The 14,906-nt window shown below is 66.6% G+C and carries 14 protein-coding genes and 1 other RNA gene; 9 read left to right on the forward strand and 6 right to left on the reverse strand.

Annotated elements, in window-relative coordinates:
- Positions 1-67 precede the first annotated feature (67 nt).
- The gene (ilvA, locus tag GRB80_RS11825) at positions 68-1,687 is read left to right on the forward strand and encodes a threonine ammonia-lyase, biosynthetic (RefSeq protein ID WP_161423705.1); all 1,620 of its coding nucleotides are present in this window, start codon (positions 68-70) and stop codon (positions 1,685-1,687) included.
- A 331-nt stretch (positions 1,688-2,018) separates the two neighbouring features.
- On the opposite strand, the gene GRB80_RS11830 is transcribed toward ilvA, so the two are convergent.
- The 3 genes from GRB80_RS11830 to GRB80_RS11840 all read right to left on the reverse strand — a co-directional run bounded on the left by GRB80_RS11830 (position 2,019) and on the right by GRB80_RS11840 (position 3,209).
- Entirely contained in the window at positions 2,019-2,663 is a 645-nt protein-coding gene (locus GRB80_RS11830; RefSeq protein ID WP_237561983.1) for a 5-formyltetrahydrofolate cyclo-ligase, read from the reverse strand.
- 7 nt (positions 2,664-2,670) lie between these two features.
- A non-coding RNA gene (gene ssrS, locus GRB80_RS11835) (6S RNA) lies at positions 2,671-2,855 on the reverse strand.
- 54 nt (positions 2,856-2,909) lie between these two features.
- Positions 2,910-3,209, reverse strand: a complete 300-nt coding sequence (locus GRB80_RS11840) for a cell division protein ZapA (RefSeq protein WP_132043464.1) — start codon at positions 3,207-3,209, stop codon at positions 2,910-2,912.
- A gap of 177 nt (positions 3,210-3,386) precedes the next feature.
- Here GRB80_RS11840 and GRB80_RS11845 point away from each other — a divergent pair, with 177 nt between their 5' ends.
- The 4 genes from GRB80_RS11845 to GRB80_RS11860 all read left to right on the forward strand — a co-directional run bounded on the left by GRB80_RS11845 (position 3,387) and on the right by GRB80_RS11860 (position 7,952).
- The gene (locus GRB80_RS11845; protein WP_161423706.1) at positions 3,387-3,965 is read left to right on the forward strand and encodes a UPF0149 family protein; all 579 of its coding nucleotides are present in this window, start codon (positions 3,387-3,389) and stop codon (positions 3,963-3,965) included.
- Positions 3,966-4,002: 37 nt separating this feature from the next.
- Complete coding sequence (gene pepP / locus GRB80_RS11850) at positions 4,003-5,361, forward strand: Xaa-Pro aminopeptidase (RefSeq protein WP_161423707.1); 1,359 nt, start codon at positions 4,003-4,005, stop codon at positions 5,359-5,361.
- Positions 5,362-5,433: 72 nt separating this feature from the next.
- On the forward strand, positions 5,434-6,645 hold the full coding sequence (gene ubiH / locus GRB80_RS11855; RefSeq protein ID WP_161423708.1) for a 2-octaprenyl-6-methoxyphenyl hydroxylase: 1,212 nt from the start codon (positions 5,434-5,436) through the stop codon (positions 6,643-6,645).
- Between the two features lie 44 nt (positions 6,646-6,689).
- Positions 6,690-7,952 carry a UbiH/UbiF/VisC/COQ6 family ubiquinone biosynthesis hydroxylase gene (locus tag GRB80_RS11860; protein WP_161423709.1) on the forward strand — a complete coding sequence of 421 codons (1,263 nt, stop codon included), beginning with the start codon at positions 6,690-6,692 and terminating at the stop codon, positions 7,950-7,952.
- Positions 7,953-7,963: 11 nt separating this feature from the next.
- Here the strand turns inward: GRB80_RS11860 and GRB80_RS11865 are convergent, their stop codons facing one another.
- The 3 genes from GRB80_RS11865 to gpmI form a co-directional block, all read right to left on the reverse strand.
- Positions 7,964-9,268: a S41 family peptidase gene (locus GRB80_RS11865; RefSeq protein WP_161423710.1), complete on the reverse strand. Its 1,305-nt coding sequence runs from the start codon at positions 9,266-9,268 to the stop codon at positions 7,964-7,966.
- Positions 9,269-9,338: 70 nt separating this feature from the next.
- Complete coding sequence (locus tag GRB80_RS11870; protein ID WP_237561984.1) at positions 9,339-10,493, reverse strand: murein hydrolase activator EnvC family protein; 1,155 nt, start codon at positions 10,491-10,493, stop codon at positions 9,339-9,341.
- On the reverse strand, positions 10,490-12,055 hold the full coding sequence (gene gpmI / locus GRB80_RS11875; protein ID WP_161423711.1) for a 2,3-bisphosphoglycerate-independent phosphoglycerate mutase: 1,566 nt from the start codon (positions 12,053-12,055) through the stop codon (positions 10,490-10,492). The genes GRB80_RS11870 and gpmI overlap by 4 nt, the downstream gene beginning before the upstream one ends.
- 309 nt (positions 12,056-12,364) lie before the next feature.
- On the opposite strand from gpmI, the gene GRB80_RS11880 reads away from it, so the two are divergent.
- The 4 genes from GRB80_RS11880 to GRB80_RS11895 are packed head-to-tail and all read left to right on the forward strand — an operon-like array spanning position 12,365 to position 14,892.
- Positions 12,365-12,787 (forward strand): rhodanese-like domain-containing protein, encoded by a 423-nt coding sequence (locus tag GRB80_RS11880; protein WP_132043478.1) that lies wholly within the window; start codon positions 12,365-12,367, stop codon positions 12,785-12,787.
- 46 nt (positions 12,788-12,833) lie between these two features.
- Entirely contained in the window at positions 12,834-13,346 is a 513-nt protein-coding gene (gene secB / locus GRB80_RS11885; RefSeq protein ID WP_132043480.1) for a protein-export chaperone SecB, read from the forward strand.
- A 24-nt stretch (positions 13,347-13,370) separates the two neighbouring features.
- A complete protein-coding gene (locus GRB80_RS11890) occupies positions 13,371-14,114 on the forward strand; it encodes a 16S rRNA (uracil(1498)-N(3))-methyltransferase (RefSeq protein ID WP_161424336.1) in 744 nt (247 codons plus the stop codon).
- A gap of 58 nt (positions 14,115-14,172) precedes the next feature.
- Complete coding sequence (locus tag GRB80_RS11895; RefSeq protein WP_161423712.1) at positions 14,173-14,892, forward strand: CvfB family protein; 720 nt, start codon at positions 14,173-14,175, stop codon at positions 14,890-14,892.
- Positions 14,893-14,906 lie beyond the last annotated feature (14 nt).

A 14,906-nucleotide genomic window follows, 5' to 3' on the forward strand; every position in this document is an offset into this window, starting at 1 on the left:
GGTGAATCGCCGCGGAGGCGTCGGCGAGAAGGGGCCGACATTATAGGCCAGCTAGCGCTATCTGCCGATGGTCAGTGCTGGACGCTGGGCCCGTGAAAATGCTACCAATAAGGGTTCCTCGCACCGCAGCATTCATGCTGCGCCCTCACGCGTCACGCCGCTGGATACCAGGATGCTCGAAGCTACCGTCAAGAAGATTCTCCAGGCCCGGGTCTATGAAGCCGCTCGGGAAACCCCCATCTCGCCGGCCCCCTTTCTCTCCCGTCGCTTCAACAACACCATTCTGATCAAGCGTGAGGACCTGCAGCCGGTTTACTCCTTCAAGATTCGCGGCGCCTACAACAAGATGGCCCTGCTCAGCGAGGAGCAGAAGGCCAAGGGCGTGATCGCGGCCTCGGCCGGCAACCATGCTCAGGGCCTGGCGATGGCGGCGAAGCAGATGGGCGTCAAGGCAACCATCGTGATGCCGCGTATCACGCCCGATATCAAGGTGCAGGCGGTGCGTGCCCGCGGGGCCAAGGTGGTACTCAAGGGGGATGCCTTTTCCGAGGCGGCCGAACATGCCCAGTCGTTGATCGAGGAGCATGGTTATACCTATATCCCGCCCTTCGACGATATCGATGTGGTGGCGGGACAGGGCACCATCGCGGTGGAGATCCTGCGCCAGCAAGCGGGTGCGTTGGACGCGATCTTCGTTCCGGTGGGCGGCGGCGGCCTGATCGCCGGCGTGGCCGCCTACGTCAAGTATCTGCGTCCGGATATCAAGGTGATCGGCGTCGAGGCCGAGGATAGTGCCTGCTTCAAGGCGGCACTCGAGGCGGGCAAGCGGGTTACCCTCGATCAGGTGGGGGTGTTTGCCGAGGGGGTGGCCGTGGCCCAGGTCGGCAAGGTGCCCTTCGATATCGCCCGCGACCTGGTCGACGAGGTGATCACCGTCAATACCGACGAGATGTGTGCGGCGGTCAAGGACATCTTCGAGGAGACTCGAGCGGTCTCCGAGACGTCCGGCGCGCTCTCCCTGGCGGGACTCAAGAAGTATATTCAGCAGACCGGCGTCGAGGGGCAGACGCTGCTGTGCATCAACTCCGGTGCCAATACCAACTTCGACCGCCTCCAGCATATCGCCGAACGCACCGAGCTCGGTGAGCAGCGGGAGGCGATCCTGGCCGTCACCATCTCCGAGCGGCCGGGGAGCTTCAAGAAGTTCTGCAAGACCATCGGCAAACGCATGGTCACCGAGTTCAACTACCGCTATGCGGACCCGGAGCATGCGCATATCTTCGTCGGCGTGCAGGTGAAGCCCGGCGGAGAGGATCGTCAGGCGGTGATCGACAGGCTTCGCGATGCCGGTTATGCGGTGGAGGACCTCACCGATAACGAGCTGGCAAAGCTCCATATTCGCCATCTGGGGGGCGGACGGCCCAAGCAGCAGTTCGATGAGGAGGTCTACCGATTCGAGTTTCCGGAGCGTCCGGGAGCGCTGATGAACTTCCTCACTCACCTGCCTCATGACTGGAATATCTCGCTGTTTCATTACCGGAATCACGGTGCCGCCTACGGCCGGGTGCTGGTGGGCATGCAGGTGCCCAATGGCGATCGCTCCCATGTCGAGGAGTATTTCGACGCCATTGGCTACCGCTACTGGAAGGAGTCCGACAACGCCGCCTATCGGCTCTTCATGGCTTGAGGAGGCGTACTGGGAGGAAGTGAGCGCTGACTCGCCCAGTGTTCCTCGCCAGGCGGAAGTTTCATGAGTTGAACGTTGAGTCAGGGCGGTTGTCTTGATGGTTGCGTCAGCTTATAGTCGCCGACGTTTAAATCCTGCTACCCGGAGTCGAAGATGAAGCGCAAGCCCGATGTGGTCAGGGCCCTGGTGCTGTTGTTCGGTATTGGCGTCGTGGCAACCGGCTATGCCCAGGCGCTGGTCGGCAACTGATCACGAGCTGTCGAGCCCCGCCAGAGTGTCAACGGGCCGATGCCGAGAGGCGTCGGCCCGTTAACGTTTCCAGGCGGATGTATCAGGGACGTACCAGTCGGGCGTCGGTTGCGATGGCGTCGAGTGGAACGTCCCACGAGGCCACCGGCAGTGAGTCGACCCGCTGGCAGTCATGGGCCAGGCCGATCAACCGCGGGCGTGGGCCGGGTCGGCGGGTGAAGGCCAGGGTGCGGTCGTAGAAGCCGCCCCCCATGCCCATGCGCTGACCGGCATCATCGAAGCCCACCAGTGGCAGCAGGATCAAATCGAGGGCCCAGGCGGCCATTCGCCGCGCACGGTGAGCCCCATGGCGGGTGGCGGGCTCGGCAATGCCAAAGCGATTTCGGACCATGGGTGTGTTCGCATGGTAGTGCACGAACCACAGTCGGTTGTGTGAGAGGGGCTTGAGGACCGGCAGGTAGACACGAGCGCTACGCTGCCGTAGCCAGTCGATCAGCGGAGTGGGGTCGATCTCGCCGTCGTTGGGCAGGTAGAGCGCCACACGGCGGGCACGCTGTACTTCGGTCAGGCGTCGCAGCCGGCGACACAGACGTTCGCTGGCCAGTCGGCGCTGCTCGGCGCTCAGGGCGCGGCGACGTCGACGCAGCTGTTGACGCAGTTCACGACGCGAGCCGTTGAAGCTGGTCAAGGAAAGAGGTGCGGCGGGTGTCGGCATGAGATGGGTCATGTTGACGAGGTTCCCCAGAGTGCCGCTGTCGTTCTGGCCCTTGAACCCATTGGTTCAAGGTGGGTGGCCGCAGCCGAACCGTTAGGCTTTCCGACGCACGGACATGCACACGGGTCCGGCTAGCATTTGGCCCCCTGGGTACTGCGCATAGGCTCGAGGGACGATAACGACTGGCAAGCACCCCAGGGAACAACCTCATCGTACCAGAGCCGGTGGGGAGCGGCCAATGGATTCCCGGTGCGAGGCTCAGCGCGGCTTGGTGTCGGTCAGCGCACGCTCCAGGCGTTCGCTCAGGGCATCCAGGCTGCGCTCCCCTTCACGCTGACTCTCCAGGGCCTCCAGCAGCTCATGGGTGATGTTGAGTGCCGCCATGACGGCGATGCGCTCGTTGCCCAGCAGGTTGTTCTGGGAGTGGATGCCGGTCATCGCGCGATCCAGGTAACGGGCCGCACGCTCCAGCTTGGCTTCTTCCTCGGGGGGGCAGGCAATGACGTAGCTACGTCCCAGGAGGGTAATTTCGGCGGTCGGCCGTGTCGCATCACTCATCGGGGGGCTCCGGCTCGACCCCGCAGGTCACGCTGGCCGCGCGTCCCTGGGGGCCGATGCGTTAACATCCAGTCAGTACCGCATGGCCCGTCACTATAAGAGAGCCCTTCTCGAGGGGTCAACGCACGGTGCCGAATGCCGACCCTCTTCTGCACACCCCGCTACCATGGAGCTCCCATGTCACTGATCGATGAACGCCAGGATTTCTCCACTATCGCCGACCTGTTCCTGCTTCACGGCAGCATGCAGTCGCCGGCCTTCAGCGACGGACGACTGTGCGCCCGACTTGCCATGCACGATATCGACCCTGCCGTCTGGCTTGCGGAGGTGTGTGAGGTGCTTGGCGTCGAGCAGCCGCGCGACGAGCCATCCGCGGAGCGCTTCCTGGCCTGGCGACGCCAGACCCTGGAGGCTCTCTCGGGCAACGAGCTCGGTTATGAGCCACTGCTGCCCGATGAGCTCTTCTCCCTGGCCGAGCGCGCCCGTGGACTCAAGGAGTGGACCCAGGGCTTTCTGGAGGTCGTCCAGGATGCCGGGGAGGAGCCGCGCGAGAGATGGTCCACGGCGCTACGCGAAGCGCTGGAGGACCTGGAGGGGATCGCCGCCATGCCGGCCGACCTCGAGGAGAGTGCCGAAAACGAGAATGATCTCTTTGCCCTGGTGGAGCATGTCCGCATGGCCGCCATGCTGCTCTATACCGAACAGCACCCGGGCAAGCCTCAGGTCGAGGATGCCGAATCCTCCACGCGTCACTGAGCTGTCCATCGCGCCCCATCGCCGCCAAGGAGCTGTCATGTTGTCCGAGACGTTGCCCGAGGCCTTGTCGCGCCCGGCACCCATTGCCAACGCCGAGTATCGTCAGCGTCGCCAGGCGTTGATGGCGGCACTGCCTGGCGATGCCGCCGTGCTGCTGCCTGGCGCCTCTCTGGTTACTCGCTCGCGTGACAGCGAGTTCCCCTTTCGCCAGGACAGCGACTTCCATTATCTCACCGGCTTCCCCGAGCCCGACGCCCTGCTGCTGTTGCTGCCGGGGCGTGCCGAAGGGGAGAGCGTGCTGTTCTGTCAGGATCGCGACCCGGCGCTGGAGGCCTGGACCGGTATCCGTCTGGGGGCCGAGGGAGCCATTCGCGAGCATGGTGTCGACCAGGCCTTCGAGAATGCCGAGCGCACCGAGCGCCTGGCGGCACTGCTCGATGGGCGGCGTACGCTCTATCTGGCGCTGGACAGCGCCGAGGCGCGGGGGCTGGCCGAGGAGGTTCGCGCGGACCTGGTGGCTCGCCAGCGCCAGGGGGTGTGTCCTCCCGAGGCCATTGCCGATGTGGCCCCGCTGCTTCACGAGGCGCGACTGATCAAGAGTCAGGCGGAGCTTGCCCTGCTGCACCACGCCGCCGAGATCTCGGCGCGTGGCCATCTGCGCGCCATGCGTGCGGTGCGTCCTGGGGTGGCAGAGTATCAGCTGCAGGCGGAGCTGGAGCACGAGTTCCGCTGGCAGGGGGGTAGTGGTCCGGCCTATGCCACCATCGTCGGTGGTGGCGCCAATGCCTGTGTGCTGCACTACATCGAGAATCGCGCCCTCCTCGAGGAGGGTGACCTGGTATTGGTCGATGCCGGCGCCGAGTTCGACCTCTATGCTGGTGACATCACTCGCACCTTCCCGGTCAATGGCCGCTTCAGTGACGCCCAGCGGGCCCTCTATGAGGTAGTGCTCGAGGCTCAGGAGCGCGCGGTGGACGCGGTGCGCCCCGGCACGACCCTGGCGGCGATTCATGCCGAGGTGGTGCGCGGGCTTACCGCCGGCCTGATCCGGTTGGGGCTGCTCGAGGGCAGTGTCCAGGCACGTATCGATGATAAGAGCTACCGGCGTTTCTACCTCCACTCCACCTCGCACTGGCTGGGTCTCGATGTCCACGATGTGGGCGCCTACCGTCGTGATGGCCAGCCCCGGCCGCTGGTGCCGGGCATGGTACTCACCATGGAGCCGGGGCTCTACGTGCCCGATGACGACGACATTCCCGACACCTTCCGCGGCATCGGGATACGCATCGAGGATGATGTCGTGGTGACCGACGAAGGCCATCGGGTGTTGACCGCTTCTGTTCCCAAGTCAGTTGCGGACATAGAGGCACTGATGGCTAAAAGGTGTGCGACATAAATCATGATTTTTCTCGAGTTATGTAAATTACATTATGAATCGCTGGTCTGAGGTGGCGCGATGAGTCTCGAAATGACACTCCCGACAACAGAAGCGGTGGATATCGCCATCGTGGGTGGCGGTCTGGTGGGTGCCAGCCTGGCCTGTGCGTTGATGCCGCTGATCGAGCGTCACGGCCTCTCGGTTGCGGTGATCGAGGCGTCGCCCATCCTCGACCTGGCCGCGGCACCCTGGCAGCCCAGCTTCGATGCCCGTGCCAGTGCGATCTCCCTCGGCACCGCCCTGCACTTCACCGAGATGGGGGTATGGCCGACGATAGCCGAGCAGGCCACCGCGATTCGCCGCATCCATGTCAGCGAACGAGGCCACTTCGGGGCCACCCGCCTCGATGCCCAAGAGCTAGGGGTCGAGGCACTGGGCCATGTGGTACCCAACGCCTGGCTGGGTCGCGTCCTGCATCAGCATCTCACCGGACTGCCGCTGGCCTGGCACTGCCCGGATCGCGTCGAGACGATCGAGCCGACGGCGAAGGGCTATCACCTGGGGCTCGCCTCCGGCACCAATTTGCAGGCACGGCTCACGGTGCTGGCCGATGGCGGGCGCTCGGGCCTCAAGGAGCGCCTGGGAATCGCCAGCGACGTGCGTTCCTATGATCAGGTGGCGTTGATCGCCAGTGTCGAGGTGAGCCGCTTTCATCAGGGTGTCGCCTGGGAGCGCTTTACGCGCGAAGGCCCCATTGCCCTGCTGCCGCTCCAGGGCCAGACCATGGAGCTGGTGTGGACCCATGTCGCGGGAGACGAGCGGCGACGCCTGAGCCTGTCGCAGGGTGACTTCCTGGCCGAACTGCAGACGGCCTTCGGTGATCGGGCGGGGCGCTTCCGGCGTGTGGGCAGCCGTCATGCCTATCCGCTGAGCCTGGTGACCGCGCGCGAGACCACGCGGCCCGGACTGGCGGTGATGGGGAATGCGGCCCACTCCCTGCATCCGGTGGCCGGCCAGGGCTTCAACCTGGCACTGCGTGGGGTGATGGATCTGGTGACGTCGCTGGAGGCGGGGCTGGCACACGGTCGCTCGGTCGGTGATACCGAGGTGCTGGAGGCCTTCGAGGTCCGCCGCGCTGGCGACCGCCACAGCGTGACCCGCTTCAGTGACGGGCTGATACGGTTGTTCGGCATCGACAGCCGGTTGCTGGGTCATGCCCGAGCCGCCGGTCTGGTCGGTCTCAACCTCGCCGGCCCCCTGAGGCGTGCGCTGGCTCGCCGCGCCATGGGACTGGAGCGATGAGTCGCGCCGACGAGGAATGTGAAGAGTCGAGAAGAGGCGAAGGCATGAGTGTCACGGGAGATGGGGTAGCGAGTCGCTCGGCCAATGACCGCCATGAGGTGGTGATCGTTGGCGGAGGCATGGTGGGGGCCGCCTTGGCGGTGCTGCTCGGCGAGGCCGGGGTCGAGGTGGCCCTGGTGGATGCCAGGCCCGCGCTGCTGGATGCCGAGACCGTGGGGCGAGGGCAGCCGGCGCGCCGGGTCAGCGCGCTGACTCCGGTCTCGCAGCGGCTGCTGGAGGGGGTGGGCGCCTGGGCATGGATGGCGTCACGACGCATCAGCCCCTACCGCTATATGCAGGTCTGGGACGCCGAAGGGAGCGGTGAGGTCAACTTCTCCGCGGATCAGGCCGGCATGCCGGTGCTCGGACATATCGTCGAGAACGATGTCACCCTGGCGGCGCTGGAGCGACGGCTGGAGGCGCTGCCCTCGGTACGCCTCTGCCTGGGCGCACGGGTCGAGGGGCTGGAAGGCGGTGGCGAGGGGCGGTGGATCGTGCTGGCCGATGGTCGCCGGCTGAGCGCTCCCCTGGTGGTGGCCGCGGATGGTGTCCGCTCCCCGCTACGCGACATGGCGGGCATTGCGCTCAGTGAGCGTGAGACCGGACATGTCGGCCTGGTGACCACGGTGCGTGTCGAGAGGCCCCACGGCGAGGTGGCGCGGCAGACCTTCCTGCCGACGGGCCCGCTGGCCTTCCTGCCCCTGGCGGTAGAGGAGCGGGAGCATCACTGTTCCATCGTCTGGTCTACCTCTCCCGCGGAGGCCGAACGCCTGGCGGGACTCCCGCGTGATGAGCTGGGGGAAGCACTGGCGGCGGCCATCGGTCATCGACTGGGCGTGGTAACGGTTCTCGACGAGGCGACCGGCTTCCCGCTGGTACAGCGCCATGCCAAGCGCTATACCCTGCCCGGTTTTGCCCTGGTGGGTGATGCCGCCCATGGCATTCACCCCCTGGCCGGCCAGGGAGTGAACCTCGGCCTGATGGATGCCGCGGTGCTGGCCGAGGAGCTGCTGGCGGCTCGTCGACGAGGCATGCGGCTGGGGGATGAGCGGACCCTGGCGCGCTATGCGCGGCGGCGGCGTGGTGATAACGCCGGCATGCTGGCGCTGATGGATGGCTTTCGACTGCTGTTCGGGGCACGCCATCCGGCGCTGACCCTGGGGCGCAATCTGGGGATGGGTAGCGTGGATCGCCTCGTTCCGCTCAAGCGATTGTTGCTGCAGCAGGCCACCGGCCAGCGCGGTCGCCTGCCTGTCAGCTGCCGCTGAACCGCCTGGGCTCAGCGGTCGCGCTGGCGGACCACGTTGAGGGCCTTGAGCAGGTTAAGGGCCTCGCTGAGCTGGTAATCCTCGCGTAGCCGCTCGCTCCGCTCGGTCTTCTCCCGCGGGGCCTCCTGTGCGCCGAGATGGCCCTCCAGGTCGGCCTCGCGAACCCCGCGGCCGTTCTCGGTGACCTCCACGCGTCCGCGCACCACCCTGACGTCGGGTTCGATGCCCTTGGCCTGGATGGAGCGCCCACCGGGTGTGAAGTAGAGCGCGGTGGTGAGCTTGAGCCCCTCGCCGTTGCCCAGCGGCATGATCTGCTGGACCGACCCCTTGCCGAAGCTCTCGGTACCCATCACCACGCCACGCTTCTGGTCCTGAAGGGCGCCGGCGACGATCTCCGCCGCCGAGGCGCTGCCGCCGTTGATCAGCACGACCAGCGGAACGTCGGGAGCCGCCGTTGTGGCGTTTGCCGAGAAGCGCATCTCGGTATCCGGCAGACGCCCCTCGGTGTAGACGATCAGCCCCTCTTCCAGGAAGGCGTCGGCCACCGCGACGGCGGCCTGCAGGACCCCGCCGGGGTTGTTGCGCAGGTCGAGCACCAGCCCGTCCAGTTCTCCGTCGCGCGTCAGCTGGCGGATGTGTTCGCTCACCTGCTCGCCGGTACGGGTCTGGAACTGGCTGATGCGCAGATAGCCGAAGCCAGCAGTCAGCAGCTCGCTCTTCACGCTCTCGGTGCGGATATTCTCGCGTGTCAGCGGGATGCGGCGTGGCGAGCTTTCGCCCTGGCGCAGGATGGTCAGCTCGATCTCGCTGCCTGGATCACCGCGCATCAGTTCGACCGCCTCCTGAAGCGACAGGCCCTCGGTAGGCGTGTCGTCGATGCGCAGGATCTGGTCGCGTGCCTGCAGGCCGGCCCGCGAGGCGGGGGTGTCGTCGATGGGCGTGATCACCGTCAGCTGGCCATCCTCCATGCCGACCTCGATACCGATACCGCCGAACTCCCCCTGGGTCGACTCGCGCAGGCTCTGGAAGGCCTCGCGATCGAGATAGGAGGAGTGTGGGTCGAGCTCGCTGAGCATGCCACGCATGGCGTTGCGCAGCAGGCTGGCGTCATCGACCTCCTCCACATAGGCGCGCTTGATGCGCTCGAACACCTCGGCGAAGGTCTGAATCTCGGCGATCGGCAGCTCATCATCGGCGACCTGGGCGGTCGCCGTCAGCGGTAGCGTCAGCAGGGCCAGGGGCAGCAGCCCGGCCAGCAGGCGTCGAGGCGAGCAGGAGCGAGAGAGCCTGCCCGGCAGGGAAAGCGCTGGGGTCATGCGAACTCCGCTGTTCCGGAACGGTGAGCGACCAGCATAGCCCGCCGCCGGCCTGCATGGAAAGCGGCGTTCAGCGGCGGGCGATCCATGTCTGGGGGTCGATGGGGGTGCCGGCGCGACGCACCTCGAAATAGAGTGCCGGGCGGCGATGGCCCCCGCTCCTGCCCACGGCGCCGATCGTCTCGCCCCGCGAGACCGGACGTCCGACCTGGGCGATAAAGTGCTGCAGGTGGGCGTGTAGCGTCATCACACCATCACCGTGGTCGATGATCAGCAGGTTGCCGAAGCCGCGCAGCCAGTCGGCGAAGACCACCCGGCCGGCATGCACGGCGCGTACCGGGCTGCCCTCGGCGGCCAGGATCAGAATGCCGTTGCGATGGACGGCATCGCCGACACCGAAGCGCGAGGCGATGTTGCCCTGGACCGGCCAGGGCAACTCACCACGGGTGCGTTCGATGGCGGTGGAGGGGGGCGGACGCTGCAGGCGGGCCAGCTGCTCCTGAACGTCGCGCAGTACCTGCTCGGCGCGCTCGCGATCCTGCTCCAGGGAGGCGAGCCGGGCGGCTTCGCCGCTGTGGCGGCTCTCCAACGCCGCGAGCAGGTTCGAGCGTTCGTGAATCTGTTCGGCCAGCTCGGCGCTGCGGGCGGCGAGCTCGGCGGCGAGGGCATCGAGGCGGTCACCGCGGGTTTCGAGCTCACCTCGGGTCTCGGCCAGTGCCGTGTCGAGGCGTGCGAGCTCGTCGAGACGGGCGCGTCGGGCGCGGGCCAGATGGTTCAGGTAGTGCTGCAGCCGGTCCAGCCGTGCCGGATCGTCCTGATTGAGCAGCAGCTTCAGCTGGGGCGAATGGCCCAGTCGATAGAGTGCATCGAGCTGGGCATGGATGGCCTCGAGCTGGGCGCTCCGCTCGGCGTCGAGTTCGTCGCGGCGCGACTGCAGGGTTTCCATCTCGGTGCCCAGCTCGCGTCGCTCGGCCTGGAGTTCATCGAGGCGACGATGGGTGGTGGCCAGCGAGGTCTCGATCTCCTCCAGCTGGCGAGCCGCCGCGTTGCGGGCCTGGCGGGTGGATGCCAGGCGCCGATCGGCCTCCTCGATGGCCTCGCCGATGGCGTCGAGGCGCTCCTGTGCCGCCTTCTCGCTGGGCTGGGCCGCCAGCGGCCCAGCCAGGAGCAGCGTCAGCAGCAGGGTGCCTGGGAGGGTGACGCTCCTGAACATCCAGTCGCTCATTCAAGCTCGAGCAGGACGCGTCCACTCATCTCCTCGGGGGCAGGCTGCTTCATCATCGCCAGTAGGGTCGGGGCGATATCGCACAGGCTGCCGTCGTCGCGGAATCGAGCCGGGCGCTCGCCGACATAGATCAGCGGCACCTGGAAGGTGGTATGGGCGGTCTGGGGAGCGCCGGTCTCGGGATTGATCATCTGTTCGGCATTGCCGTGGTCGGCGGTGACCAGGCAGGCACCGCCGGCGCGCTGGATCGCCTCCACCACACGGCCTACACAGCCATCGACGGTCTCGATGGCCTTGACCGCGGCATCGAAGTCACCGGTGTGACCGACCATGTCGCCATTGGCGTAGTTGCACACGATCAGGTCGAAGCGGCCGGAGTCGATCGCTTCCACCAGGCGGTCGGTGACCTCGTGGGCGCTCATCTCGGGCTTCTCGTCATAGGTCTTCACGTCCCGGGGAGAGGGCACCAGGATGCGCTCCTCGCCACGATATTCGGCCTCGCGACCGCCGGAGAAGAAGAAGGTGACATGGGGGTACTTCTCGGTCTCGGCGATGCGCAGCTGGGTCAGGCCACGGCTCTCGACTACCTCGCCCAGGGTGTTGTGAAGATCCACCGGCGGGAAGGCCGCCGGCGCGGGGATATCGGCGGCGTAGCGGGTCAGGGTCACCAGGCCCTCGGCGGCGAGTCGCGGATGTACACGGCGCTCGAAGCCCTCGAAGCTCTCGTCGACGAAGGCCCGGGTCAGTTCCCGGGCGCGGTCGGCACGGAAGTTCATGAACAGGGCGGCATCGCCCGTCTCGAGGGTGACCACTTCCCCGGCCGGGCGTACGCTGGTGGCGGCCACGAACTCGTCGGTCTCGCCGCGCTCGTAGGCGGCGCTCAGTCCCGCCTCGGCGCTGGCGGTGACGTACTCGCCTTCGCCCTCGGTGAGCAGACGGTAGGCCTTTTCGACGCGCTCCCAGCGGTTGTCACGATCCATGGCGAAGTAGCGGCCGATGATCGAGGCCACGAAGCCTTTGTCGGCGCCAACCAGCTCGGCGAGACGCGCATTGGCGCGCTCGATGGAGGCCTGGGCACTCTGGGGCGGCATGTCGCGGCCATCCAGGAAGGCGTGCACGAAGATGCGTGTGGCGCCGCGACGGGCTGCCAGCTCGGCGGCGGCGAGGATATGCTCCTCGTGGCTGTGTACACCCCCGGGCGAGAGCAGGCCCAGCAGGTGGACCGCACGCCCCGCGGCCACGGCCGCGTCGATGGGCGCGGTGAGGACCTCGATGGTGTCCAGGTCGCCCTCATCGATGGCCTTGGTGATGCGTGTGAAGTCCTGGTAGACGACCCGGCCCGCGCCGAGGTTCATGTGGCCTACCTCGGAGTTGCCCATCTGGCCATCGGGGAGTCCGACATGGCGGCCATCGGTATGGATCAGGGTGTGGGGGTGCTCGGCCCAAAGGCGGTCCATGACCGGGGTGTCGGCGGCTTCCACGGCATTGTTGGCCGGGTCGGGATTGTGGCCGTAGCCGTCGAGGATGATCAGGGCGACGGGGCGCGGGGCGTTGGCGGTCATGGCGAATGTCCTCGAAGCGTGAAAGGCGCGACCCGGCCCGGGCGGCTGGGGCCTCTCGTGCATGCCGATACCCAGGTCCAGAGGGCGATGCGGGGCGTTCGGGGTCGCGGTAGGAAGTGTCTTGCGGCATCATATCGCAGGCGGCATCGTGCGTCATGGCTCCCCGCGGCCAGAGGCTGCGGCGGTACCTCCGGGGCGGCCTGATTCGTCGGCGCCGACCTCGTGTATACTAGGCGCCCGGGCGCGCCCCAGCGCCCCTGTTTATTTACGTGTTATTCACGAGCACCGAGACGAGAGTTATTCGTACCCATGATCGATCAGCTGTTTGAATTCGTGCAGAACCACCCGCTGCTGGTGGGCGCCTTCCTCCTGGTACTGACCGCCTGGATCCTCTATGAGGCGCGTAACAGTGCCGCCAGTGGCGTAACCTCCGGTGAGGCGACCCAGCTGATCAACCGCGAGGATGCGGTGGTGCTGGACACCCGGGAGTCGGGTGACTTCAAGTCTGGCCATATCGCCGGTGCCCGCAATATTCCTCAGAGTCGCCTCGATGAGCGCATGAACGAACTCGAGAAGGTCAAGGAGAAGCCGATCATCGTGGTCTGCAAGCACGGCCAGGCCGCCGGGGCGGCCGTGGCCAAACTCTCCAAGGCCGGTTACTCTCGAGTGCTCAAGCTCAAGGGCGGCATGACGCAGTGGCAGGCCGACGGCCTGCCCGTGGTCAAGAAGTAGCCATTGTTTGCCGTAAATTTGTTTACCGTATAAAAGGACCTTTCCCATGGCGGAAGAGAATAACCAGGGCGCCGACGGCCAGGCCGCCGGCCAGCAGGACAAGCCGCAGCTGCAGTTCGCCGTGCAGCGCATCTACGTCAAGGACATCTCCTTCGAGGCACCCAACTCGCCGGCGGTCTTTCAGCAGCCCTTCAAGCCCAAGGTGGGCCTGAACCTGGATACCACCAGCACCCAGGTGGGTGATGGCCTCTACGAAGTGACGATCAAGGTCACCGCTCAGGTAACCCACAGTGAGGAGGGCACGACCTCCTTCCTGGCGGAGCTCGAGCAGGCCGGTCTGTTCCGCATTACCGGTATCGAGGGCGAGCAGCTCGACCACACCCTGGGCGCCTTCTGCCCCAATGTGCTCTTCCCCTATGCCCGTGAGTGCATCGATAACCTGGTCAATCGTGGTGGTTTCCCGCCGCTGATGCTATCGCCGGTCAACTTCGAGGCGATCTACGCCCGCAAGAAGCAGCGCGCGGCCGAACAGGGCCAGGACGCGCCGGCAACCCAGTGATGCAGCGCGAGTGGCTCTGAGGTGATGACCAGGAGATCGCCGCGTATCCACGTCGCCGCCGACCTGCGTGTCGGCGGCGACGTCGTTCTGCCCGAGGGGCCTGCCCGCCATGTGGCGCGGGTGTTGCGCCTGGGGGAAGGGGCCGCGCTGCGGCTGTTCGACGGTGCGGGCCTCGAAGCCAGTGCGGTGCTGGTGGAGGCCTCGCGCAAGCGGGTAGTCGCGCGTGTCGAGTCGGTGACCACCGGAGCCTGTGAGTCGCCGTTGAGGGTGCACCTGGGTCAGGCGATCTCCAAGGGGGATCGCATGGACTACGCCATCCAGAAGGCCGTGGAGCTCGGCGTGGCCGCCATCACACCGCTCTATACCGAGCATGGTGATGTACGCCTGAAGGGTGATCGCGAAACGAAGAAGCTTGCCCACTGGCAGGCCGTGGCGGCCAGCGCCTGCGAGCAGTGTGGACGTGCCGTGGTACCGCCGGTGCACCCACCCCTCGGCCTGGCCGACTGGCTGGTCGAGCGCGACGAGGCACTCCGCCTGGTGCTGCATCCGGAGACCGACGGAGGTCTGGATAGCGAGTCATCTCCCAATGGCGTGGCTCTGCTGATCGGTCCCGAGGGGGGGCTGGCCGAGGCGGAGGTCGCGGCCGCCCGCGAGGCTGGCTTCGGGCCGCTCTCCCTGGGGCCGCGTATCCTGCGTACCGAGACCGCTCCGGTGGTGGCACTCTCCCTGCTGCAGTACCGTTTCGGGGATCTTGACGAGAATCGCTGACACTTTCGCTCGGCCCCATCGAGTGCCGCTCCACCCTACCTCTCTATGGATATGTATCATGACCGATCGCCGCGACTCCCGTTCCGCCCCTTCTGGCCCTGCTGCCCAGCGCCCCGGGCGACGCTATCGGGCGCCGAAGTGTCACGTGGGCGAGGTGGCCTATCTGGAGGTGGTCACCGTCAATGATATCGGCGCCTTTCTCGACTGGGGGCAGCCCCGTGACCTGTTGCTTCCCTATGGAGAGCAGCGTTTCCGGCCCAGTGTCGGCAAGCGAGTGCTGGTCCGCATCTACGAGGACCAGCAGGGGCGGCCGGTAGCCTCCCAGAAGCTCGAGCGTTTCGTTGCCGATGAGGCCGAGGGGCTTCGCGCCGGCGACGAGGTGATTCTGGTGGTCGCCGAGCAGACCGACCTCGGCCTCAAGGCGGTGGTCAACCACCGCTTCTGGGGGGTGCTCTATCGCGATGACATGACCCGACCGCTGCGTCGTGGCCAGCGCCTGACCGGCTACGTGAAGCGGCTGCGCGAGGACAACCGCCTGGACCTCTCGCTGTTGCCCCCGGGCGAGGCGCGCCTGGACGTGGTGGGGGAGGCGGTGCTCAAGGCGCTGCGCGAGAGCGGTGGCTATCTACCGCTGGGCGACAAGAGCGATGCCGCCGAGATCAAGGCGCGCCTGGGAGTAAGCAAGAACGCCTTCAAGCAGGCCATCGGCCGGCTCTACAAGCGTCAGCTGATCACCCTGGAGCCTACCGGTATCCGGCTGGCGCCGAGCGGCGAGTAGCCGGCATACTGGCC

It is taken from the genome of Halomonas icarae, from assembly GCF_009901955.1.
Taxonomy (GTDB): domain Bacteria; phylum Pseudomonadota; class Gammaproteobacteria; order Pseudomonadales; family Halomonadaceae; genus Halomonas; species Halomonas icarae.